The sequence below is a fragment of the Methyloceanibacter sp. genome (assembly GCF_050726195.1).
GTDB lineage: Bacteria > Pseudomonadota > Alphaproteobacteria > Rhizobiales > Methyloligellaceae > Methyloceanibacter.
In genome coordinates, this window is record NZ_JBOHJC010000028.1 from 1 (window position 1) to 20,585 (window position 20,585).

The 20,585-nt window shown below is 66.1% G+C and carries 17 protein-coding genes and 1 pseudogene; 11 read left to right on the forward strand and 7 right to left on the reverse strand.

All coding sequences use genetic code 11. The features are described from left to right. Positions 1–186 precede the first annotated feature (186 nt). The 6 genes from ubiA to lpxK all read left to right on the forward strand — a co-directional run bounded on the left by ubiA (position 187) and on the right by lpxK (position 7,475). Entirely contained in the window at positions 187–1,140 is a 954-nt protein-coding gene (ubiA, locus tag ACRECX_RS15020; RefSeq protein ID WP_431559657.1) for a 4-hydroxybenzoate octaprenyltransferase, read from the forward strand. Positions 1,141–1,346: 206 nt separating this feature from the next. After that, positions 1,347–2,171: a 3'(2'),5'-bisphosphate nucleotidase CysQ gene (locus ACRECX_RS15025; RefSeq protein WP_431559658.1), complete on the forward strand. Its 825-nt coding sequence runs from the start codon at positions 1,347–1,349 to the stop codon at positions 2,169–2,171. A gap of 46 nt (positions 2,172–2,217) precedes the next feature. Further along, positions 2,218–2,484 (forward strand): DUF4170 domain-containing protein, encoded by a 267-nt coding sequence (locus tag ACRECX_RS15030; protein WP_431559659.1) that lies wholly within the window; start codon positions 2,218–2,220, stop codon positions 2,482–2,484. Between the two features lie 103 nt (positions 2,485–2,587). Continuing rightward, the gene (locus tag ACRECX_RS15035) at positions 2,588–4,447 is read left to right on the forward strand and encodes an ABC transporter ATP-binding protein (protein ID WP_431559660.1); all 1,860 of its coding nucleotides are present in this window, start codon (positions 2,588–2,590) and stop codon (positions 4,445–4,447) included. A gap of 15 nt (positions 4,448–4,462) precedes the next feature. Further along, on the forward strand, positions 4,463–6,472 hold the full coding sequence (locus tag ACRECX_RS15040; protein ID WP_431559661.1) for a glycosyltransferase N-terminal domain-containing protein: 2,010 nt from the start codon (positions 4,463–4,465) through the stop codon (positions 6,470–6,472). Beyond that, positions 6,462–7,475: a tetraacyldisaccharide 4'-kinase gene (lpxK, locus tag ACRECX_RS15045; RefSeq protein ID WP_431559662.1), complete on the forward strand. Its 1,014-nt coding sequence runs from the start codon at positions 6,462–6,464 to the stop codon at positions 7,473–7,475. The genes ACRECX_RS15040 and lpxK overlap by 11 nt, the downstream gene beginning before the upstream one ends. Before the next feature lie 11 nt (positions 7,476–7,486). Here lpxK and ACRECX_RS15050 read toward each other — a convergent pair whose 3' ends face one another. Further along, positions 7,487–7,717, reverse strand: coding sequence for a DUF2093 domain-containing protein (locus ACRECX_RS15050; RefSeq protein ID WP_431559663.1), 231 nt, complete (start codon positions 7,715–7,717; stop codon positions 7,487–7,489). Positions 7,718–7,778: 61 nt separating this feature from the next. After that, on the reverse strand, positions 7,779–9,218 hold the full coding sequence (gene xseA / locus ACRECX_RS15055; RefSeq protein WP_431559664.1) for an exodeoxyribonuclease VII large subunit: 1,440 nt from the start codon (positions 9,216–9,218) through the stop codon (positions 7,779–7,781). A gap of 114 nt (positions 9,219–9,332) precedes the next feature. Between xseA and purD the strand changes: the two genes are divergently transcribed. Both purD and ACRECX_RS15065 read left to right on the forward strand, forming a co-directional pair. Then, on the forward strand, positions 9,333–10,616 hold the full coding sequence (purD, locus tag ACRECX_RS15060; RefSeq protein WP_431559665.1) for a phosphoribosylamine--glycine ligase: 1,284 nt from the start codon (positions 9,333–9,335) through the stop codon (positions 10,614–10,616). A 165-nt stretch (positions 10,617–10,781) separates the two neighbouring features. Beyond that, positions 10,782–11,150 (forward strand): hypothetical protein, encoded by a 369-nt coding sequence (locus ACRECX_RS15065; protein ID WP_431559666.1) that lies wholly within the window; start codon positions 10,782–10,784, stop codon positions 11,148–11,150. A 226-nt stretch (positions 11,151–11,376) separates the two neighbouring features. Here the strand turns inward: ACRECX_RS15065 and ACRECX_RS15070 are convergent, their stop codons facing one another. The 4 genes from ACRECX_RS15070 to ACRECX_RS15085 form a co-directional block, all read right to left on the reverse strand. Next, the gene (locus ACRECX_RS15070; RefSeq protein ID WP_431559667.1) at positions 11,377–12,381 is read right to left on the reverse strand and encodes a formyl transferase; all 1,005 of its coding nucleotides are present in this window, start codon (positions 12,379–12,381) and stop codon (positions 11,377–11,379) included. Between the two features lie 80 nt (positions 12,382–12,461). Beyond that, positions 12,462–14,927 carry a TonB-dependent receptor gene (locus tag ACRECX_RS15075; RefSeq protein ID WP_431559668.1) on the reverse strand — a complete coding sequence of 822 codons (2,466 nt, stop codon included), beginning with the start codon at positions 14,925–14,927 and terminating at the stop codon, positions 12,462–12,464. A gap of 225 nt (positions 14,928–15,152) precedes the next feature. Beyond that, entirely contained in the window at positions 15,153–16,916 is a 1,764-nt protein-coding gene (locus ACRECX_RS15080) for an esterase-like activity of phytase family protein (protein WP_431559669.1), read from the reverse strand. A gap of 158 nt (positions 16,917–17,074) precedes the next feature. After that, positions 17,075–17,557, reverse strand: coding sequence for a nucleoside deaminase (locus ACRECX_RS15085; protein ID WP_431559670.1), 483 nt, complete (start codon positions 17,555–17,557; stop codon positions 17,075–17,077). Between ACRECX_RS15085 and ACRECX_RS15090 the strand changes: the two genes are divergently transcribed. The 3 genes from ACRECX_RS15090 (at position 17,556) to ACRECX_RS15100 (ending at position 19,541) form a co-directional block, all read left to right on the forward strand. After that, the gene (locus ACRECX_RS15090; protein WP_431559671.1) at positions 17,556–18,407 is read left to right on the forward strand and encodes a pseudouridine synthase; all 852 of its coding nucleotides are present in this window, start codon (positions 17,556–17,558) and stop codon (positions 18,405–18,407) included. The genes ACRECX_RS15085 and ACRECX_RS15090 overlap by 2 nt on opposite strands. Then, complete coding sequence (rsmD, locus tag ACRECX_RS15095; RefSeq protein ID WP_431559672.1) at positions 18,404–18,964, forward strand: 16S rRNA (guanine(966)-N(2))-methyltransferase RsmD; 561 nt, start codon at positions 18,404–18,406, stop codon at positions 18,962–18,964. Before ACRECX_RS15090 ends, rsmD begins: the two co-directional genes overlap by 4 nt. 73 nt (positions 18,965–19,037) lie before the next feature. After that, the gene (locus tag ACRECX_RS15100) at positions 19,038–19,541 is read left to right on the forward strand and encodes a hypothetical protein (RefSeq protein WP_431559673.1); all 504 of its coding nucleotides are present in this window, start codon (positions 19,038–19,040) and stop codon (positions 19,539–19,541) included. Here ACRECX_RS15100 and ACRECX_RS15105 read toward each other — a convergent pair. Further along, positions 19,538–20,585, reverse strand: a pseudogene (locus tag ACRECX_RS15105) (DNA mismatch repair endonuclease MutL); the annotation flags it as partial. The gene ACRECX_RS15100 and the pseudogene ACRECX_RS15105 overlap by 4 nt on opposite strands.

The window sequence follows — 20,585 nt, forward strand, 5'->3', positions numbered from 1 at the left end:
TCTCCCCTGTGGGGAGAGGTCGAGCCGAAGCGTCGGCTTCGGCTCGGGTGAGGGGGAGCCGACCATCGTGACTTAAACCAATATCCCCCTCACCCTTCCCGCCATTGCGACTTGCGCAAGAGCTTCGCTCGCGCAAGATCGCGGCGGAAAGCCCTCTCCCCGCGGGGGAGAGGGAGGAAGAGGCCAATGTCCCGCCGAGCCAAGCAAAGCAAAGCCGATACCATCGCCGATGCAGCGCCGCAGAATTGGGTGGACCGCCATGCGCCGGCGTGGCTTGTCCCCTATCTGCGGCTCGCCCGCGCCGACCGTCCCATCGGCTTCTATCTGTTGGCGCTGCCCTGCTTCTGGGGGGTCGGCCTTGCGGGGCTGAGCGTCGGCGCCGCCTACCCCGACCCCTGGCTGTTGCTGCTGTTCGCCATCGGCGCCATCGCCATGCGCGCCGCGGGCTGCACCTATAACGATATCGTCGACCGCGACATCGACGCGAAGGTCGCGCGCACGCGCGGGCGGCCGTTGCCGAGCGGACAGGTCAGCGTCGCGCAGGCCGCGATCTTTATGGGGCTGCTGTCGCTGATCGGCCTCGCGGTTCTGCTCAGTCTCAACCGCTTCGCCATCCTGCTCGGGCTTTGCGTCATTCCCATCGTGATGCTGTACCCGTTCGTCAAACGCATCAGTCACTGGCCGCAAGCCGTGCTCGGGCTCGCCTTCAACTGGGGGGCGCTGATGGGTTGGGCAGCGGTGCTCGGCCGCCTCGATGCGGCGCCCATCGTGCTCTACGCGGGCGCGGTCGCCTGGACCATCGGCTACGACACGATCTACGCACACCAGGACCGCGAGGACGACGCGCTGATCGGCACCAAGTCGACGGCACTGCGCTTCGGCCGCGCCACCAAGACGTGGCTCGCCGGTTTCTATGCGTTTGCCTGGAGCGCGATGGTGATGACCGGGCTGCTGGCAGGAGCCGGGCTCGTATTCCTGATCTTTATTGGAGTCGCCGGCGCGCAGCTCGCCTGGCAGGTCGCCACGCTCGACATCGACGACGCCGACAATTGCCTCGCCCGGTTCAGGTCGAACCGAGATTTCGGGCTGATCGTGTTCGCGGCGATCGCGACCGACATGGCGCTTGCATCTGCCTTCTAAAGCGCCGATGTGACTAGCCGAAAAGCAAGCGGGCCCCGGAGCACCGCTCCGAGGCCCTTTGACACCTTGCTGTTAGCTTCCTTATCGGCTGCCTTGAGGTAGCCTTGATTGCCGCCATGTTGCCATGGAAGCATTCCGGGAGGCTTAATGGACGTCCTTAACGACCGGTAGCTTCGCACATGGTTTAGAGAGTGTTCTCGTCGCCGATGACCGTCCTTGCTCAAAGCGAACGACCAGACGCCCGCCCGCCGCTCGAAGAAGATTACGAACTTCTGAAGATTGCGGTGTGCGACGCGGGCGAGCTTGCGCTCACCTATTTCAAGCAGCAGCTGCTGGTACAGAAGAAGCCGGACGGCTCGGAGGTGAGCGAGGCCGATCTCGCCGTCGACACCGCGCTCAAGCTCGACCTCACGACGCGGCGCAAGGACTATGGCTGGTTGTCGGAGGAGAGCCCCGACGACCGCGAACGACTCAAGCATTCGCGCGTGTGGGTGATCGATCCCATCGACGGCACCAACGCCTTCCTGCGCCACGTGCCGGAGTGGACCGTGTCGGCGGCGCTGGTGGAGGACGGCGTGCCGGTGCTCGGCGTCGTGTTCAATCCCGCGACCGGAGAATTTTTCCGCGCCATGCGCGGCAACGGGGCGTTCCTGAACGATGCGCCGATCAAGGCGAGCAGCAAGGCGACGCTCGACGGCGCCGAGATGATCGCGAGCGGCGGGCTGTTCCGCAAGAAGATCTGGCAGGAGCCGTGGCCGGACGTGCACGCGCGCTGGGTGAACTCGGTGGCGTATCGGCTCGCGCTGGTGGCCGCGGGCAAGGGCGACGCCACCATCTCGCTCACCGCCAAGGCCGAGTGGGACCTCGCCGCGGCGGCCGTGCTGGTGGCCGAAGCGGGCGGCATCGTCACCGATCACCGCGGCGAGACGCACCCCTACAACCGCGAGAGTCCCAGGTTCCCGAGCCTGGTGGCGAGCGGCAAGGCGCTCCACCCGCTCCTCATCGAGCGCACACGCCGCATAGACCTTTGAGGCGCAGTTCGGCAGAGTGCGGGCGACCACAGCCAGGGGCGGACGCATGACGCCGAAAGCCAAGACCAAACCGGGCAAGAAGCAGCTGCTTCACCTCGTGTTCGGGGGCGAACTAACCGAGCTCGACAAGGTCCAGTTCCACGACCTCAAGAGGCTCGACATCGTCGGCATCTACCCGAACTATGCCACGGCCTACGACGCCTGGAAGGACGCGGCCCAGCGAACCGTGGACGACGCGCATATGCGCTATTTCATCGTCCACCTGCACCGGCTGCTCGACCCCGAGCACGAGCCCGGCGGAACGGGGGGTTAGAGCCCCGGGTTTTTCGCCTTAAAGCCGGACGGAGGCGCGTGCTAGAAGGGGGCGACGGGCGCGCCCGACCCCTGCCGGGGCGCCCCAAAAATCGGGGAATCGCTTGAAAGATCAGCTGTTCAGAGACGTAAGCGCGATCTCCAGAGGCGCCGACGAGCTTCAGGCCAACTACACGACGGCCGACATCGTCCTGCGCATCTGGAAGGAACATTTGCGCCCCCGTGCCGGCCTCCTCGCCATCGCCACGGCGGCCATGCTGCTCACCGCGGCGACCACCGGCGCCATCCCCTTCCTCATTCAGCGGACCGCCGACGACGTGTTCGTCGCCAAGAACTCGGACATGGTCTACTGGATCACCGCGGCCATCGTCATCGTGACCGTGATCAAGGCGATCTCGGAATATATCGCCGACGTCACTGTCGCCTATCTCGGCCACCGCTTCATCGCCGATCTCCGCATCCAGATGTTCGCCAAGCTGGCTGAAGCCGATCTCGGCTGGATTCAGACCGTGCATTCGGGGCGGCTGCTCTCAGGCTTCCTCAACGACGCCAATTTGATCCGCGCCACCGCCAGCCGCTCGATGGTGACCCTCGGCGAGAACCTGCTCAAAGTGGTGATCCTGGTCGGCGCCATGTTCTACATGGACCCGCGCTTTTCGGTACTGATCCTGATTTTCATGCCGTTGGCCTGGATCATGCTGTCGCGCCAGCGCCGCAAGATGCGAAAATCGACCTCGAAGTCGCTGCAAGAGACCGGCGACCTGTCGGCGCTGGTCACCCAGACCTTGCGCGGCATGCGCGTGGTGCGCGCCTACCGGCAGGAGGCGCAGGAGGAGAAGCGCGCCGCGTCGGCGGTCAACCGCGCGCTCGAGTTCACCATGCGCGGCACGCGGGCGCGCGCCTTGTCGAGCCCGTCGATGGAGCTTCTGGTGGGGTTCGGCTTCGCGCTCGCCATCTATTTCGCGAGCACGCAAGGGGTGCGCGGCGACCTCACGCTCGGCCACTTCATGGGCTTCATGACGGCGGCGCTCCTTATCTATAGCCCGCTCAAGAGCGTCGCCACGTTGCAGACGCAACTTCAGGAAGGCGTCGCCGCGGCGAGCCGCGTGTTCGGCATCGTCGACCGCAAGGTGCATCTCAGCGAGCTTCCCGACGCCAAGCCGCTCGCCCTCGACAAGGGCGAGATCGAATTCAGGAACATCACTTTCGCCTACGACCCGGACAACGTGGTGCTCAAAGGCGTGAGCCTAACCGTGCCGCCCGGCAAGACGGTGGCGCTGGTCGGACCCTCGGGCTCGGGCAAGAGCACGCTCGTCAATCTCGCGCTCCGCTTCTTCGATCCCGAGCGCGGGCAAGTCCTGATCGACGGCCAGGACATCAAGCACGCCACTATCGCCTCGTTGCGCGACGCCATCGCCCTGGTGACGCAGGATCCGGTGCTGTTCGACGACACGATCCGCGCCAACATCGCCTATGGGTCGAAGCCCATCGTGGAGGAGGAGGTGATCGCCGCGGCGAAGGCGGCGGCGGCGCACGATTTCATCATGGGCCTGCCGCGCGGCTACGACACAAGGGTCGGCGAGGCGGGCGGCCTGCTCTCCGGTGGCGAGCGCCAGCGCATCGCCATCGCCAGGGCCATCTACAAGGACGCGCCGATCCTCCTGCTCGACGAGCCGACCAGCTCGCTCGATTCGGAGGCGGAAGCGAAGGTGCAGACGGCGCTTGAAGGTCTGATGCGCGGCCGCACCGTGCTGATGATCGCGCACCGGCTGTCGACGGTGAAGAAGGCCGACCTCATCTGCGTGCTCGATCAGGGCCGCATCATCGAGACCGGCCGCCACGAGGAGCTGGTCGCCAAAGACGGGCTCTACACCAGACTGCACCGTACGCAATTCGGCATCGCCGGAGGTTACGCGGCGTCTTCGCCGGACGAAGGCGCGGCCGTCGCCGTAGCCGGCGAATAGCGGCGCCCGACGGGTATGTTGAAACGGCTGCTAGCATCGAAGCCCGCCGTCGCCGTGTTGAGCGCGCTCGCGGCGGCTTATGTCCGCCTGGTCTACGCCACGAGCACGGTTAGGCGCGAGCCGGCCGACACCGACGCCAAGCTGTTCGACCAGCACCCGCAAATCCTCGCCATGTGGCATGGGCAGTTCCTGCTTCTGCCGCACCTCAAGCCGAAGCGGCCGGCGGACGTGCGGGCCATGGTGTCGCGCCACGGCGACGCCGAGGTCATCGGCGGGGTGCTCAAGCGCTTCGGCATGGACCTGATCCGCGGCGCCGGCGCCGGCAAGAGGCGCAAGAACCGCGGCGGGGCGACGGCGCTGCGCGAATCGGTGCGGGCGCTCGCCGCCGGCGCCACGGTGGCCATGACGGCCGACGTGCCGCCCGGCCCGGCGCGGCGCGCAGGCGAAGGCATCGCCACGCTCGCCGCGCTTTCGGGACGCCCCGTCGTGCCGTTCGCCATCGCCACCAGCCGGTCCGTCAAGCTGCCGACGTGGAGCGCCTTCACCATCAATCTGCCGTTCTCGACGCTCGCTATCGTCATCGGCGATCCCGTCCGCGTACCTGCCGGCGACGACGCGGAGACGGTGGAGGCGGGACGCCGCGCCATCGAGCGGGCGCTCGCCGAGGTGACGGCGCGCGCTTATGCGCTTGCCGGCGCCACCGATCCGCTCACCAAGGAGGCGGCGTCGAAGCCAGGCTTCTCGCTCAAGGCCTATCGGCTGGGAACGCGGCTCGCCGCGCCGATCGCGCCCCTGATCCTCGCCTGGCGCACGCGACGCGGCAAGGAGGAGGCCGACCGTCATCCCGAACGCTACGGACTTGCCAACGTGCCGCGACCAAGCGGCTTCCTCGCCTGGTTCCATGCGGCAAGCGTCGGCGAGGTCAACGCGGCGCTGCCAGTGATCGAGGCGATCGCCACGGAGCGTCCCCGGATCCACATCCTCCTGACCACGGCAACCGTCACCTCGGCACGTCTGGCGCGCGAGCGCCTGCCGAAGGGGGCGATGCATCAATATGTGCCGCTCGACCGGCAACACTATATCAAACGGTTCCTCAAGCATTGGCGGCCAGACCTCGCGGTGCTGGTCGAATCGGAGATCTGGCCAAATCTCGTCCTGGAGACGAGAGCGTTGGGCATCCCCCTCCTCCTCATCAACGGACGCATGTCGGCCGATTCGTTCAGGGCCTGGCGGCGGCGCCCGGGCATGAGCCGGCCACTGTTCTCCGCTTTCGATCTCGTGCTCGCCCAGAACGACACGCTCGCCGAGCGCTTCAGCCAGCTCGGCGTCCATCGCGCGCGCGACGTTGGCAACCTCAAGGCGGACGCGCCGCCGCCGCCGGTCGATCTCGCCAACAAGAGGCGGCTGGCCTCGGCGCTGTCGGGCCGGCGCGTGTGGCTCGCCGCCAGCACGCACCCGGGCGAGGAGGAGGTCGTCGCCACCGCCCATAGCCTGATGAAGCGGGCGATGCCCGATCTCCTCACCATCATCGTGCCGCGGCACCCCGAGCGCGGACAGCAGATCGCCGAGCAGCTCAAGGCAGAAGGTCTCACCGCCACGCTTCGCTCGCAGGGCGTGCTGCCGGAGAACGGCACCGACATCTACCTGGCCGACACGATCGGCGAGCTCGGCCTGTTCTATGCGCTCGCGCCGGTGGCGCTGGTCGGCGGATCGCTCGTGCCGCGCGGCGGCCAGAACCCGGTGGAGGCGATCAAGCTCGGCGCGGCCGTGCTCACCGGGCCCAATTGGCAGAATTTCGGCGACGCCTACACGGAGCTGCTCAAGGCGCGCGGCGCCAGGGAGGTGACCGACGCCGAGACGCTGGCCGTCGCGGTACTTGGCCTCATTCAGGACGAGACAGCACGCAACGCCATGACCAAGCGTGCCGCCGAGGCGGTCGCGGCCATGGGCGGCGCGTTGCCGCGCACGCTCGACGCGCTCGAGCCGTATCTCCCGCCGAAGGCGACCTTGCAGCATGCCTCTTGAGACCCCGTTCTGGTGGTACCGCAAGAAGGGGGCAATTGCGTCCGCGCTGGCCCCTCTCGGCGCGCTCTATGGGCGCATCGCCGCGAAGCGCTTCGCCCGCGGCGAGCCGTACCGCTCGCGTCTCCCCGTGATCTGCATCGGCAACTTCACCGCGGGCGGCGGCGGCAAGACGCCGACCGCCATCGCCGTCGCCAAGCTCCTGAATGAGCTGGGCAAGAGCCCGGCGTTCCTCACGCGCGGCTATGGCGGCAGCGCGTCTGGCGTCGTCCAAGTTGCCAAAGGTGACGGCGCCGACAAGGTGGGCGACGAGCCGCTGCTGCTGGCAGAGGTGGCGCCGACTTTCGTGTCGGCCGACCGCGCCGCGGGCGCCAAGGCCATCGATGCTACCCAAGCCGACGTCATCGTCATGGATGACGGGTTTCAGAACCCGGGCCTCGCCAAGGATCTGTCGCTGATCGTGGTGGATGCGGCCTCAGGCCTTGGCAACGGCCTCGTCATGCCGGCCGGGCCGCTGCGCGCGCCGCTTCCCGGCCAGATGGCGCGGGCCAATGCGCTTCTCGTCATCGGCGACGGCAAGAAAGCGGACGCGCTGATCGCGAGATTCGAGAACTCCGGCAAGACGGTGCTCAAGGCGAAGCTAGAGCCCAATTGCGATCCGCGCTGGCTCGGCGTGTTACCGGTAATCGGCTTCGCCGGCATCGCGCGGCCGTCGAAGTTCTTCGCCACGCTCGGCGCCAACGGCGCGCGGCTGATCGACCAGCGCGCCTATCGCGACCACTACCGCTACAGCCCGCGGCAGGCGCGCAGCCTGCTGAAAGAGGCGCGCGACTACAAGGCCATGCTGGTCACCACGGAGAAGGACTGGGTGCGGCTGCCAGAGGACGCCGACGAGGCGCTGGCCGAGCTCAAGCACCACGCCCGCCCGTTTCCCATCAAGGTGACGTTCGCAGACGCGGCGAAGGTGAAGGCGCTGATCACCGACGTGATCAGCAAGACGCGATAGAGTTGCGGTTGCTACTCCGCCGCCCGGGGGTTCGTATCGCGGTAGCGCTTGAGAGAGGCCGCGGCGTCGACATAGGCCTCTTGCAGCGCGACGCTCCAATAGCGCAGCTCGTCGAGCGGGATGGCGCGGCCGGTGACGGCGCAGCGCACGAAGTCGCCGGGCGTCAGCACCTGCACCTCGCCGTCGAGATATTTGAGCTTGGCTTCGCCCTTGAAGCCGATATTGCGTTCGAAGCGGTTCATCAAATCCGTTTGCTTTCGTTGCCCATCACCATAGCGTTACGCCGGACAGGTTGCCAGCACGCTAAAGAAGACTCCCCTGCTTTTCGTCGGGGCGCGTCCGCCGCTCTTTCGACGGCGCCTCGGCCTTCGGTCCGCGCGGATCGGCATGGGCAGGAACATGGCCATCGGCGAACTCGATGTCCAGGGCGGTGCCGGGCTTCACCTCGCTCGCGCGCCGCAGCATGGTGCCGTCGGCGGCGCGCACCAAAGTGAAGCCGCGCGCCAACACGTTGTGATAGCCGAGGGTCGAGAGAAGCTTCGCCTGACCGTCGAGTCGGCGGCTGGCGCGATCGAGCGCCGTATGAAGCGCACGTGCCTTCTCGCGGTCGAACCGGATCAACTGCTCGCGGCTCTTGGTCACCGCGCGGGCGACGAGATGCGGTCTGAGTCTCGGTCCAGCCCGATCCAGCCCTGAGCGATGCGCCACGGTGTTGGCGCGCAGCGCGCTTAGGAGTTTGTGGCTCGCGGCATCGAGGCGCCGGCGAGGCAGCGCCAGAATGCTTTCGCGGCGCGGCAGGCCGCGGACGGTTGCGAGGAATCGGCTCCGCCGCGCTTCGAGCATGCGCCGCAACGTGCCGGCGCCGCGCACGCCGAAAGTCCGCACGGAAATCAGAAGCTCGGAGCGCACCGGCACGGCGCGCTCTGCCGCCGCGGTCGGCGTCGGCGCGCGATAGTCGGCGACGAGGTCGAGAAGCGTCCAGTCGGTCTCGTGGCCGACCGCTGAGATCAGCGGAATGGCGCTCGCCGCAACGGCGCGGACGACGATCTCCTCGTTGAAGCCCCACAAATCCTCGAGGCTGCCGCCGCCGCGGGCGACGATGATGAGGTCTGGGCGCGGCAGCGGTGCCGGTGGCACGACCGTGTTGAAGCCCGAGATGGCGCCAGCCACTTCGGCGGCGCAGGTCTCGCCCTGCACCCGCACCGGCCACACAAGCACGTGGGACGGGAAGCGATCCTCGAGGCGGTGGAGGATGTCGCGGATCACGGCGCCGGTGGGCGAGGTGACCACGCCGATGATGCGCGGCAGGAAGGGCAACGGCTTCTTGCGCGCCTCGTCGAACAAGCCTTCGGCGGCGAGCATCTTCTTGCGTTGCTCGAGCAGCGCCATGAGCGCGCCGATGCCGGCAGGCTCGATCTCGTCGATGACGATCTGGTATTTGGAGCGATCGGGATAGGTGGTAACGCGCCCCTTGGCGACGACCTCAAGCCCCTCCTCGGGCTTGAACTTGAGGCGCTGAAACGTGCTCCGCCAGACCACGGCCTCGATGCACGCCTTCTCGTCCTTGAGGGTGAAATAACAGTGGCCGGAACTGTGCGGACCGCGATAGCCGGAGATCTCGCCGCGCAGCCGCACCAGGCCGTAGGCGTCCTCCACCGTGCGGCGGAGCGCGAACGCCAGCTCGGACACGGTGTATTCGACGAGATTGGTCTGGGGGCCAGGGTCTTGGTTGGGGGCAGCCATGCTCTCTTCTTTTCGTGGGGCGCAGTTCTCATGCTAAGAGCGCCCATCTCGCCGAACGGCATACAGGCCGGAGCGGCGGCGAACAAGGGGCGAACACGCGGGGCGCGGGCCACAATGAACGTGCTTCTGATCGGGGGTGGCGGACGGGAGCACGCGCTCGCCTGGAAGCTCAAGCAGAGCCCCCTGCTCGGCACCTTGTACTGCGCGCCTGGCAATGCGGGGATCGCCGCGGTCGCGACATGTGTGCCGCTCGACCCCGCCGACCACGGCGCGGTGGCGCGCTTCTGCAAGGAGCATGACATAGGCCTAGCGGTGGTGGGGCCGGAGGCGCCGCTGGTCGCAGGCCTCACCGATGATCTCGAGACGCAAGGCATCTTGGTGTTCGGACCGTCGAAGGAAGCCGCGCAGCTCGAAGGCTCCAAAGGCTTCACCAAGGATCTCTGCACTGAATACGGCATCCCCACCGCGGCTTACGGGCGCTTCGCCGATGCCGAAGCCGCCAAGGCGCATGTGTCTACGCAGCCGCTTCCCGTCGTCATCAAGGCGGATGGGCTTGCCGCCGGCAAAGGCGTCACCATCGCCACCTCGCACTTCGAGGCTTACACGGCGATCGATGCCTGCTTCGGCGGCGCGTTCGGCGCGGCGGGGGCCGAGGTGGTGGTGGAGGAGCATTTGGCGGGTGAGGAAGTGAGCTTCTTAGCGCTGGTCGACGGCGCGACGGCGCTGCCGCTCGCCACGGCGCAAGACCACAAGCGCGCTTACGACGGCGACATGGGACCGAATACCGGCGGCATGGGGGCTTATTCGCCGGCCCCGATCATGACGGACGCGCTGTCACGGCAGGTCATGGACGAGATTGTCGTGCCGACCGTCCGCGCCATGCGCGACCGCGGCACCAAGTTCAAGGGGGTGCTCTATGCGGGGCTGATGATCCAGGAGGGGGCGCCCAAGCTCATCGAATATAATGTGCGCTTTGGCGACCCGGAGGCGCAGGTGCTGATGATGCGGCTCAAGTCCGACCTCCTGCCGGCGCTTGTCGCCACGGCGGAAGGGCGGCTCGCCGGCGCCAGCCTCGACTGGTACGACGAGGCGGCGCTCTGTGTCGTCATGGCGGCGAAGGGCTATCCCGGCTCCTACAAAAAGGGCACCGAGATCAAGGGGCTCGAAGAGGCCGGCGCCGATCCCAAGGTCGAGATTTTTCACGCCGGCACGAAGCGCGACCGTGACCGCATCCTCGCCGACGGGGGCCGCGTGCTCGGGGTCACGGCGCGCGGGCACAACATCGCCGAGGCGCAAGCCCTTGCTTACAGGGCAGTGGACAAGATCGACTGGCCCCAAGGCTTCTGCCGCCGTGACATCGGCTGGCGCGCGGCCGCCCGCAAAGGTGGGGCCGGATAAAGGCGCGCCGCCTCATCCCCGCCCGAAACATTAGCAAGAGATTAACCAGCGTCCGTCAACATAGGCGACAACCGCCTTTTCGCCATGTTCTCTTGGGAGGAGGCGTTGCAGTTTCACGGAGCCATCACTATTTGCAAGTAGTCTGGCGCCGGCCCGGAGAATCAGATGACGCACGAACTGCCCATTTCCAAGAAGACCGCATCGGGAATTGTGGGGGTCGCGGCGATTCTGTTCTACCTCTGGCTCCTGACCTGGGCAGGCCCCGTTCGCGCCGCGCCCGGCTTCGTCGCGCCGCCGCCTAATCACGCCTCTCAGGTGGAGCAGGCACAGATCTTCAAGCGCGGCCGCACGCCGATTTATCCCCACGTGGTCACGGGACCCGGCCCGCGAGGCTGGACCGGCTATTTCGGCTTCGTGCCCTACACCAAGGGCGACATCGAGAACCAAGCGATCCAGCGGCACTTCTATCCGCAGAATACTTGGCCGCTCGATCCCAATGCCCCGCCCCCACAGCCCTGGGGCCTCGGCAACTAGAATCTTTCCAGACTTGGTGATTGCGACCCGGCGCGGCCGCACGGCCGATCTTGTTGAATTCGCCTAAAATTTTCGTTCAAATGTTGCTGCGGTGTTTCAAGTATCGCAAGCGATTAGTCACGCTCTATTCACCTGAATACTCAACGCAATCTTAGGCTGGCCTAGCAATACTCATCAGTCTCGCCCCACGGAGACTGACATGAGATCCCTGCTGATCGGCTTAGGCCTACTCCTCCTCTCGGCCCCTAGCGCCGTCGCCGCCGAAAGCGTCGGCCAGCGCTGGGAGGCCTCCCTCCTCGCCCACAAGCGGGCCGGCACGCTGCCCGGCCCTCGCCCAGGCCAGAAATGCCTGTGGTCGGAGCGGCTCAACGGCTGCCTGTGGTACACGCCGGGCCGCTGGAACCTCTATCTCAGGGATTAGACCTGCCAGAGCTCCGCGCCGGCACTCGCTCACCACACCGCGCGGCGCAGCCCGTTCATCACATACTGGCGCAAGGTCGGCGGAAACCACTTCCTCGATGGCAGGCCGACCGTCTTGGGCCAGCCTGCCGGTTAGGGCGTCCTCGATCGCGCGCACAAACAGCGGCAGCGCTGCGGCCATCTGCACGAACTGATAGGTGGTGATGTTGTCGCCCGGAGCGAAGCGGACCGGTGCCTGATAGAGAACGGCGCCGGTATCGACCCCCTCGTCGACGAGATGGATGGTCATGCCGGCATGGTCGGCGTCGTTCTCGACGCGCGCCCAGTAGGCCGGGTGCTGGCCGCGATATTTGGGCGTGATGCCGGCGTGATAATTGATGAAGGGGCATGCGACCGCAGCCAGGGCCTGTTTGCCGATGATGCGCGTGCCATAGACCGCGACGACCTGGGGATCGATCTCCTTGAGCGCGCGACGGCAGGCTTCGCTGTTTACCGAGCCGACCGACACGATTTCGACGTCCACAGGCGCGCCCGCGGCGAGGCCATGCTCGGCGCAGATCTCGCGGATGCGGGCGCGGCTCCGCTTGGCGACGATTTTAAGAAGAATCCCACAGAGCGCCTGGCCGCAGGCGTAGACCGGACCGACGAGCCGGGTCCGGCGGCGGAGAATCGCCCGTTTCGATTCCGGCTCTTCCTTGAGCACGGTGATGGGGCCGAAGCGCGACGCCAGGTGATTGACGACGATGTTCGCAAGCTCGCCCTCGGCGACAAGGACGACAATGCGGCGTGGGTCAGCGCTATCGCGGGCCATGGCCGCCGACCATGCGCGCCAATCCCATAAGGACGACTAAACGGGTGTGGCCCTCGGGAGGTAGCCCGGCGGGGGCGATGCTACCACCTCGCCTTCAACGTCGCGAAGGCCGAGGTCGGCGCGCCGTATGAGATGTTGTTGTTGTTGTGCGACGAGATCCAATAGTCGGTGTCGAACAGGTTTTCGATATTCACCTGCGCCGACCAGTGCTCGTTGAGGTCGTAATAGACGGCGGCATCGACGCGCGTGTATTCCGGCACCTTGACGGCATTGTTCGCCTCGGCGAACCAGCCGGTCTGGTTGATGACGCCAAGACCGACACCCCATTTCTCGGTGAGCTGGTACTTGTTCCACATCGAGAAGGTCTGCACCGGCACGGCCTCTACGGAATTGCCGACCAGCGCGACGTTGTCGCCGACGGCGAGGATCTCCGAATCCATGAATGCCGCGCCGCCGAAGACTTGCCATCTGTCGGTCAGGTAGCCGCTGATCTCGATCTCCTTGCCGCGCGTGCGGGTCAGCCCGCGCGCGAAGGTGTCGGTGCCGATAGTCACGGGCTGGTTCTCGCGATCGAGCCGATAGATCGCGCCTTGCAAGAGGAGCCGCGGCCGCAAGGTCCACTTGAAGCCGGTCTCGTAGTTGACGAAGGTCTCGGGCTCGAGCTCCTGGGCCGTGACGGTCAGCGCGCCGAAATTGTCGCCGTTCGCCGGCAGGAACGACTCGGCGTAGCTCGCATAGAAATGCAGGTTCTCGACCGGCTTGACCACGCCGCCGACGCGCGGCGACCAGACTTCGTCGACCCGCGCCGTGGTGAAGTTATTGAGCCTGTCTTCGAAGTCGACATCGAACCGGTCGAAGCGGATGCCGCCGATCAGCTCGAAATAGCGGGTGATCTCGAACTGGTCCTGGATAAAGGCGCTGAACGTATCCAGGTCGGTGAAACGGCGCCGGTTCGGCCGGTTGTAGAAGGTCGGCGTAAAGATCGTCGGGGCCAACGCCGGCACGTTGACGGTGAAGATGCCGGAGTTGGGCGTGCCGAACGTGGGCAGGTTGCGGAACTCGTCGTTGTTTTGCACGCCAACTTCAATGCCGCCGACGAGGGTGTGATTGAGATGCTGCCCTTGCTCAAAGTAATATGAGAAGTCCGTCTGATTCACGAAGTTCTGGCGCGCTTGGATGCTCTGATAGCCGTCGAGCTCAACCAGGCCGGCCCCTGGCCCGTTGACCGCCGAGTCGGCGAAGATGTTCTGATAGGACTTGTCGTAGTCGGCGTAGAAGGTGTGGTTCCTGATCTGTAGGCCGCCGACCGTCTCGTGCTCCAAGGTCGCCGTGGCGATGTGCCCGTCGAAATTGGTGAAGCTCGCCAGCGGCTGACCGAAGAAGGTCTCGATGGGATACTCGAATGGCCGGTTCAGGATCGACGGGCCGCCGCGGTCGACGTTCTGGTCATGGACCTTGTACTCATAGCTGAAATGCAAGGTGGTCCTCTCGCCGAGCCGAAATCCCATGGTGGGATTGATGCCGTAGCGCTCCATCCACGAGAAATCGCGGAAGGTGGCCGAGTCCTCGTACATGGTGTTCAGACGAAAGGCGGCGTAGGGCGAGATCGCCTGGCCGACATCGGCGGTGCCGCGCGCGCGGTCCCAACTGCCGAGCTGCACGGTGCCCTCGTAGATGGGAACGCCGTCGGCCCGTTTGGTGACGCGATTGATGACGCCGCCGCCGCCGCCTCGGCCGAAGATCATGGCGAGCGGGCCCTTCAGCACCTCGATGGTCTGGGCGTTGTAGAGATCGCGGAAGGTCTCGATGTCGTCGCGCACGCCATCGACGAAGAAGTCCGCCGTGGTCTCCTGGCCGCGGAAGGTGAGCTGATCGCGATGGCCTTCGCCCTGCTGGACGGCGATGCCGGGGACGTAGCGCAACGCCTCGCCGAGCAGGTTGGCGCCCTGGTCCTCGGCCAGTTCCTCGGGGATGATGGTCACCGAGCCGGGGATATTCATGATCAGCGTGTTGGTCTTGGTCGCCGACGACGTCCCGGCGGCGTAGTAGCCGTCGACACCACTCGAGCCCCGGTTCAGGGTGCTGCCGTCGACCGGGAGATCGAAGATCGCCTCCTCGACGGCCCGTTGCGACGGATAGCCGTCGATCGTCGTCAGGGGTTGCGGTGGCGTCGTCACCGGCGCCGCAGCGGTTGTCGTGGGCCGCGCCACGGGACGCGGCTTTGGCTTGGCGGCGACGACAGGCGGCGCAGCCTCGGTCTCCGGCTCCTGCTCGACAATGACCTCCGGCACGTTGCCGGGTGGTGTGTCGTCAGTCGGCGGAGTGTCCGGGCCGGCCGCTGCGCCGTTTGTTTCCTGGCCGTTCGTAACAGGCGCGGCGCTACCAGCAGCCTCCGGCTCAGCCGTGCTTTCCTGCGCGCGGGCAAATTCGCCGGGACAGAACATGAAAGCGAGCGCCGCCGAGGCGGCAAGCAGATTGCTCCTGGATGACAGAGTGCGGCCAGCAAGACGCGAGGTCTCTGCTGCGCCGAAAGCGCGGACTTCCATCGGTGCCCCCCATGACAGACCGACAACACCAAGGGCGGGCCCTTTCAGGAGAAGCCGTCTACCCCAAACCCCCAGCCACGCGAGCGCGTAGCAGGGCCACTGTAGGGGGATCATCACAATGCACGAAGTGAAAGGTTCTCACCTTAATATGTGAGCAGGATTCATGGAGGGGAGCGCGCCAAGCAGGCTTGAGGCCATCGCGACGCGCTTAGCGTGAACCTGGCCTCAGGGCTTCAGCCCGGTCGCCTTGGCCGTGCCGAGATAGAGCAAGAGCGTGTCCTCGTCCTTATCGGCATCGGTGACGACGAACACTTTGTCATCCGGCGTGATCGCAAGCCCTTCGATCTGTTCCGCCACAAGAACGCCGGCCCGATTGAAAAATTTGATCAGGTCGATGCCCTCGTCCTTCACGAGTTGGTTCGGTCCGTCGTCCGGAGGAAGTGTGAAGGTGTGGATGCGCTTGATCTTGGCCTTGCAGCTCTCCTGGTCGTCGCGCTCGATCACCGCGAAGCTCTTCCCGCCAAGATAGAGCAGCTCGTTGATGCCGACTTCGGCATCTCCCTTGGGCTCCTCGAGCTTGTACCTGTAGTCCTTCCAGGCTTCGTCATCATTGACAGCGGCGGGATCGAATCTGGCAATGATCGTCTCGTCCTCGTTCTTCGCGGGATCGTCCTTGTCCTTTAAGGGCGATTGGATTGCAATATAGACCTTGCCATCCTCATCGACGGTGACGCCTTCGAAGCCGCGGCTTATGAACCGCTTTTTCAGTTCCTCGGGCAGGGCAATGCGAGACTTACAGGTGCCATCGTTCTCGACTTTGAGCAGCAGGTTCTCCCGCTTCTTCTCGCCTTCCCGATTCTCGCCTTCCGAGACAATGCAGAAGCTTCCATTGCCTATCGCCGCGATCCCTTCCAGATCCAGATTCTCCAAATCGATGTCGCCGCAGTCTCCTTTCGCGAGCGAGATCGTATCGATCGCCCTTGGCGTCTCTTCCGAAAGGTCGATGATCACGATCTTCGCTGGGTTCGCTGCTTTGTCAGCTACCGCATAGAGAATGTTCGGGTCTTTTGGGTCCGCGGCGAGACCGGAAAGATTGGCCCAGCCCGCGGCGGGGTAGCGTCGGACCGGCCTGATCCAACTCTCGCCCCTCGTCTTCTCCCATGAGCCATACGCAGCATTGGGGATAAGGAACCAATCATGCCCGAGGTGCTCGGCAACGATCTCAGCCCGCGCGGCTGCGGTCGCCTGGGTGATGCCGGGGAAATCCTGCACATTGTCGCCGATATACATCACGATCTCATGGGGCCGTGCCCACGAGTTTGCCGCAACGTCGCCCTTGTCCTTCCAGCAGAGTTCCGCAGTTCCGGCACGCAGCGCCGTGTATCGCGGGTCCTTGTTGTTGCCGTGGTCCGGCTTTTCGGGGCAGGCCGGCTTGCCGAGGAAGCAGACCTGTTCAGAGTCAGTGCTCAACCCGAGCATGCGCATGTTCTTGGCGGTCTCTTTCATCTGGTCCGCGTCGCGGTTGGTGACGATGGCGATCTTGCCGCCGAGGACCGCGACGCGCGCGAGGAATCCCGCCGCGCCAGGGACCGCGCCCGCCTCCTGCCGCCTCACCCATTCGCGCCATCGCGGGATAGAGTACCCCACGCCGCACGCCTCGCCCTCGACCTGGAACTGCATATTGTCCAGGATCGTGTCGTCGGCATCGATCGCCACGACCCAAGGCATGGCATCTGGCTTGCGCTCGCCAACAATTTTTTTGAGGCGGTCGCCTGCCGTGGCGAATGTCGCCTCGGCCAACGCTTTGAATTCGGCGGAGTCCAATATCCACGCAAGGCCGCCCTTCGGCTGGAATGCCTGAATTTCTTTCTTGGTGGGGCGGCATATCTTGTTGTCGTCGTCTGGAGGGGGGGCCGGACATTGCTCGGCGGCGGTCACCTCAAAGACCAGCAAGAGTGAAATCACGCAGAAAGTCAGGGCATGCTTCATTGCACTTTCCTCCCGGTGCCGCCATAGGTTGTAGCCTAAGCTCGCTCGATATGATTCCTGTGACAAGCGGGATACTGCTCGCCAGGTCTTAGGGCGCTGATTTTTATGAATTTTCTTCGTGGTCCCTGCACCAGCCGGGCCATTCAACCGCAACGAAACTAGCGCCTCGCGGCGAAGAAGTCCTTGAGCAGGGCGGCGGCACGGGTCTCGCCCAGGCCGCCATAGACCTCCGGCGCATGGTGGCAAGTCGGCTGGCCGAACAGGCGGGGGCCATGCTCCACAGCGCCGCCTTTGGGGTCGGCCGCGCCGAAATAGAGGCGGCGGACGCGGGCGAAGGAGATGGCCGCGGCGCACATGGCGCACGGCTCAAGCGTCACGTAGAGATCGCAACCGGTGAGCCGCTCGCTGGCGAGGCTGGCGCAAGCTTCGCGGATGGCGATGAGCTCGGCATGCGCCGTGGGATCGCGAAGCTCGATGGTGCGGTTCCCGGCCTTGGCCAGCAGGACGCCGTCGGGGCCGGCGACCACGGCGCCGATCGGCACTTCGCCGCGGTCGCGCGCGGCCTCGGCTTCGGCGAGCGCCACGTCCATGGGCGTGTTCGCCTTGCCCTTAAGGCCCGGTTCTGCAAGCTTCGCCGCCATGGGCGGCAAAGTGGGCGAGAAGCGGAGCCGGGGTCAAGCGCCTCGGAAACAGGGTGACGCGCCCGTCCGCCCGCAAGAGCCGATGCGCATCGCCAAGGCCATCGCCCATGCCGGGCTCTGCTCGCGCCGCGATGCGGAAGATTGGATCGAAGCGGGCCGGGTCGCGGTCAACGGCAAGGTGCTGAAGACGCCGGCCTGCGTTGTCACCGCCGGCGACACGATCACGGTGGACGGTAAGCCCTTGCCGCAAGCGGAGCCGGCGCGGCTATGGCGCTATCACAAGCCCAAAGGCCTCGTTACCAGCCACAAGGACCCGCAAGGGCGGAAGACCGTGTTCGAAGCCTTGCCGGACAACCTCCCCCGTGTGGTGTCGGTGGGGCGGCTCGACATCAACACCGAGGGGCTGCTCCTGCTGACTACCGACGGCGCGCTGGCGCGGCATCTCGAGCTGCCGAGCACCGGCTGGCTCAGGCGCTATCGTGTGCGGGCGCATGGTCGGACCACGCAAGACGCGCTCGACAAGCTCCAGTCAGGCGTCACCCTCGACGGCATCAAATATGGCCCGGTCGAAGCCAGGATCGAGCGGCAGCAAGGAAGCAATGTGTGGCTCATGATCGGACTCCGCGAAGGCAAGAACCGCGAGGTGAAGCGCATCGCCGAGCATCTGGGCCTCACCGTGAACCGGCTGATCCGCGTATCGTTCGGGCCGTTCGCGCTCGGTGATTTGGCATCCGGCGCGATCGAGGAGGTGAAGCCAAAGGTGCTGGTGGATCAGCTCGGCACCAAGCTCGCCGGCGAGCTCGGCTTGCATCGCGGGCGGCTGGACCGCCAAGCGACCCACCGCCGATGAGGATCATCGCCGGCAAATTCAAGGGCGCGCGTATCGAGGCGCCGAAGGGTCTCGACACCCGCCCTACCTCGGACAAAGTGCGCCAAGCGCTGTTCAATGTGCTCGAGCACGGGCCGCCGCAAGTGGATTTTGATGGCGTGCGCGCTCTCGATCTGTTCGCCGGCTCAGGTGCGCTCGGACTCGAGGCGCTGTCGCGCGGCGCGCGCTACTGCCTGTTCATCGAGGACGCCGCTGCGGCGCGCGCCGCCATCCGCCGCAACGTCGAGGCGCTGGGGCTCACCGGCGCCACCAAGATTTGGCGGCGCGATGCGACCAGGCTCGGCGACGCCGGCACGATGCAGCCCTTCGACCTCGTCTTCTGCGATCCGCCCTATGGCCAAGGCCTTGGCGAGCGCGCGCTGGCCGCAGCCGCCGACGGCGGATGGATCGGGGGGGGCGCGATCGCCGTGCTCGAAGAATGCGCCGGCGTAGAGGTCGCATGGCCTGCGGCGTTTACCGAGATCGACCGCCGCCGCTACGGCGACACGGAAGTCGGCATTGCCAAATTTGCCGGATAGAGCCGGCCGCTTTTCCCCAAGGCGCGGCAAACTGTGCTTAAAATACCGGGAGGCGCGAGAGCTGGGAGTGCCCATGACGTTGCGAATGCTGCTTTTCGCGCCATTGCTGCTTGCGGCCGTCGCGGCGTCGGACGCAGACAAGGACCGTTTCACCTCGGGCGTATGGCAGGGCGACGCCAATTACGACGAAGACGGGAAGTTCCGCGACTGCACCATGACGGCGGAGTCGGAGAAGGGCGTCTTGCTCGGCTTCGTCATCAGCAAGGACTTCGACTGGGGCATCGTCATCGCCGACGAGACGCGCAAACTGGAAGTCGGCGCGAGGAAGGCGGTGCTTCTGCTTATCGATGCGCGCGAGCCGATCGCGGCGGTCGCCAAGGTGGTCGACGTGCACGGAATCCTCATACCGCTTGCGAACTCGGACCCGGTGATCGAGGCCATGCGTCACGGCAAGGTGCTGAGAATCGTCACCGACGGGGCCGAGTTCAACTTCAAGCTGACCGGCACGCGCGACGCCATCGCCGCGCTCGCCGCCTGCGTCACCGAGCACCAGGGCTCGGAGCGGGTGCAACTCTAGCGGCGCTGGAACAGCTTCTCGATGTCGGCGAGCTTCAATTCGATATAGGTGGGGCGGCCGTGATTGCACTGGCCTGAGAAGGGCGTCCGCTCCATATCGCGGAGCAGCGCGTTCATCTCCTCAGGTGAGAGCCTTCGGCCTGCACGGACGCTGCCGTGGCAGGCCATGGTGGAGAGCACATGGTCGAGCCGCTCGGCGAGGAGTCGGCCCCCTTCCCCGTCTTCCTCGGCCTCCAACAGCGCGCCGGCGAGGTCGGACAGCAAGCCTTTGACGTCGCAGGTGCCGAGCAGCGCCGGCACCTCGCGGACGACGATCGCCGCGGGTCCGAACGGCTCGACGACGAGGCCCAGGCGCTCAAGCTCCGCCGACGCGGCGAGAAGCGCGGCCGCCGCCTCGGCGTCGAGCTCCGCCACTTCGGGGATGAGCAGCATCTGGCGCGAGATGCCGCCATTTGAGAGCGCGCGCTTCAGCCGCTCGTAGACGAGGCGTTCATGCGCAGCGTGCTGATCGACGATGACGAGCGCATCGTCCGTCTCGGCGATGATGAAGGTGTCTTGCACTTGGGCGCGCGCCGCGCCGAGCGGATAGGCGGTGCCCATGTCCTCGTCCGCAGCCGCGCCGCGTGTGTCGCCGGAGGGCGCAGAGACCGGCGCAAGCGGCGCCTGCGCGTTCTCGGCGAAGCCGAAGGCGCGCGGGCGGGCATAGCTTGGGCCGTAGGGCCGCGGGTGCGACCCCACGGGCTGCGAAGGCAAGGACAACGGCCGCACCATGCGCCCGAGCGCTTCCTGCGACAGGCTGGCCGTGGCGCGGTGGCCGGCGGCGCCCAGCGCCTCATGGAGCGCGCCGATGAGGAGCGAGCGCACCGCATTTGGATCGCGGAACCGGAGCTCGGTCTTGGCAGGATGGACGTTCACGTCCACCTCCTCCGGCGGTACGGTCAGGAACAGCGCCAGCATGGGATAGCGGCCGCGCGGCACGAGATCGCCATAGGCGGCGCGCAACGTGCCGGCGAGAAGCTTGTCGCGCACCGGGCGGCCGTTGACC

Excerpts from the sequence above, each read along its gene's own strand:
- ubiA (WP_431559657.1), top strand. The coding sequence starts at position 187 with ATGTCCCGCCGAGCCAAGCAAAGCAAAGCCGATACCATCGCCGATGCA.
- ACRECX_RS15025 (WP_431559658.1), top strand. The coding sequence starts at position 1,347 with ATGACCGTCCTTGCTCAAAGCGAACGACCAGACGCCCGCCCGCCGCTC.
- ACRECX_RS15030 (WP_431559659.1), top strand. The coding sequence starts at position 2,218 with ATGACGCCGAAAGCCAAGACCAAACCGGGCAAGAAGCAGCTGCTTCAC.
- ACRECX_RS15040 (WP_431559661.1), top strand. The coding sequence starts at position 4,463 with ATGTTGAAACGGCTGCTAGCATCGAAGCCCGCCGTCGCCGTGTTGAGC.
- lpxK (WP_431559662.1), top strand. The coding sequence starts at position 6,462 with ATGCCTCTTGAGACCCCGTTCTGGTGGTACCGCAAGAAGGGGGCAATT.
- ACRECX_RS15050 (WP_431559663.1), bottom strand. The coding sequence starts at position 7,717 with ATGAACCGCTTCGAACGCAATATCGGCTTCAAGGGCGAAGCCAAGCTC.
- xseA (WP_431559664.1), bottom strand. The coding sequence starts at position 9,218 with ATGGCTGCCCCCAACCAAGACCCTGGCCCCCAGACCAATCTCGTCGAA.
- purD (WP_431559665.1), top strand. The coding sequence starts at position 9,333 with ATGAACGTGCTTCTGATCGGGGGTGGCGGACGGGAGCACGCGCTCGCC.
- ACRECX_RS15065 (WP_431559666.1), top strand. The coding sequence starts at position 10,782 with ATGACGCACGAACTGCCCATTTCCAAGAAGACCGCATCGGGAATTGTG.
- ACRECX_RS15070 (WP_431559667.1), bottom strand. The coding sequence starts at position 12,381 with ATGGCCCGCGATAGCGCTGACCCACGCCGCATTGTCGTCCTTGTCGCC.
- ACRECX_RS15075 (WP_431559668.1), bottom strand. The coding sequence starts at position 14,927 with ATGGAAGTCCGCGCTTTCGGCGCAGCAGAGACCTCGCGTCTTGCTGGC.
- ACRECX_RS15080 (WP_431559669.1), bottom strand. The coding sequence starts at position 16,916 with ATGAAGCATGCCCTGACTTTCTGCGTGATTTCACTCTTGCTGGTCTTT.
- ACRECX_RS15090 (WP_431559671.1), top strand. The coding sequence starts at position 17,556 with ATGGGCGGCAAAGTGGGCGAGAAGCGGAGCCGGGGTCAAGCGCCTCGG.
- ACRECX_RS15085 (WP_431559670.1), bottom strand. The coding sequence starts at position 17,557 with ATGGCGGCGAAGCTTGCAGAACCGGGCCTTAAGGGCAAGGCGAACACG.
- rsmD (WP_431559672.1), top strand. The coding sequence starts at position 18,404 with ATGAGGATCATCGCCGGCAAATTCAAGGGCGCGCGTATCGAGGCGCCG.
- ACRECX_RS15100 (WP_431559673.1), top strand. The coding sequence starts at position 19,038 with ATGACGTTGCGAATGCTGCTTTTCGCGCCATTGCTGCTTGCGGCCGTC.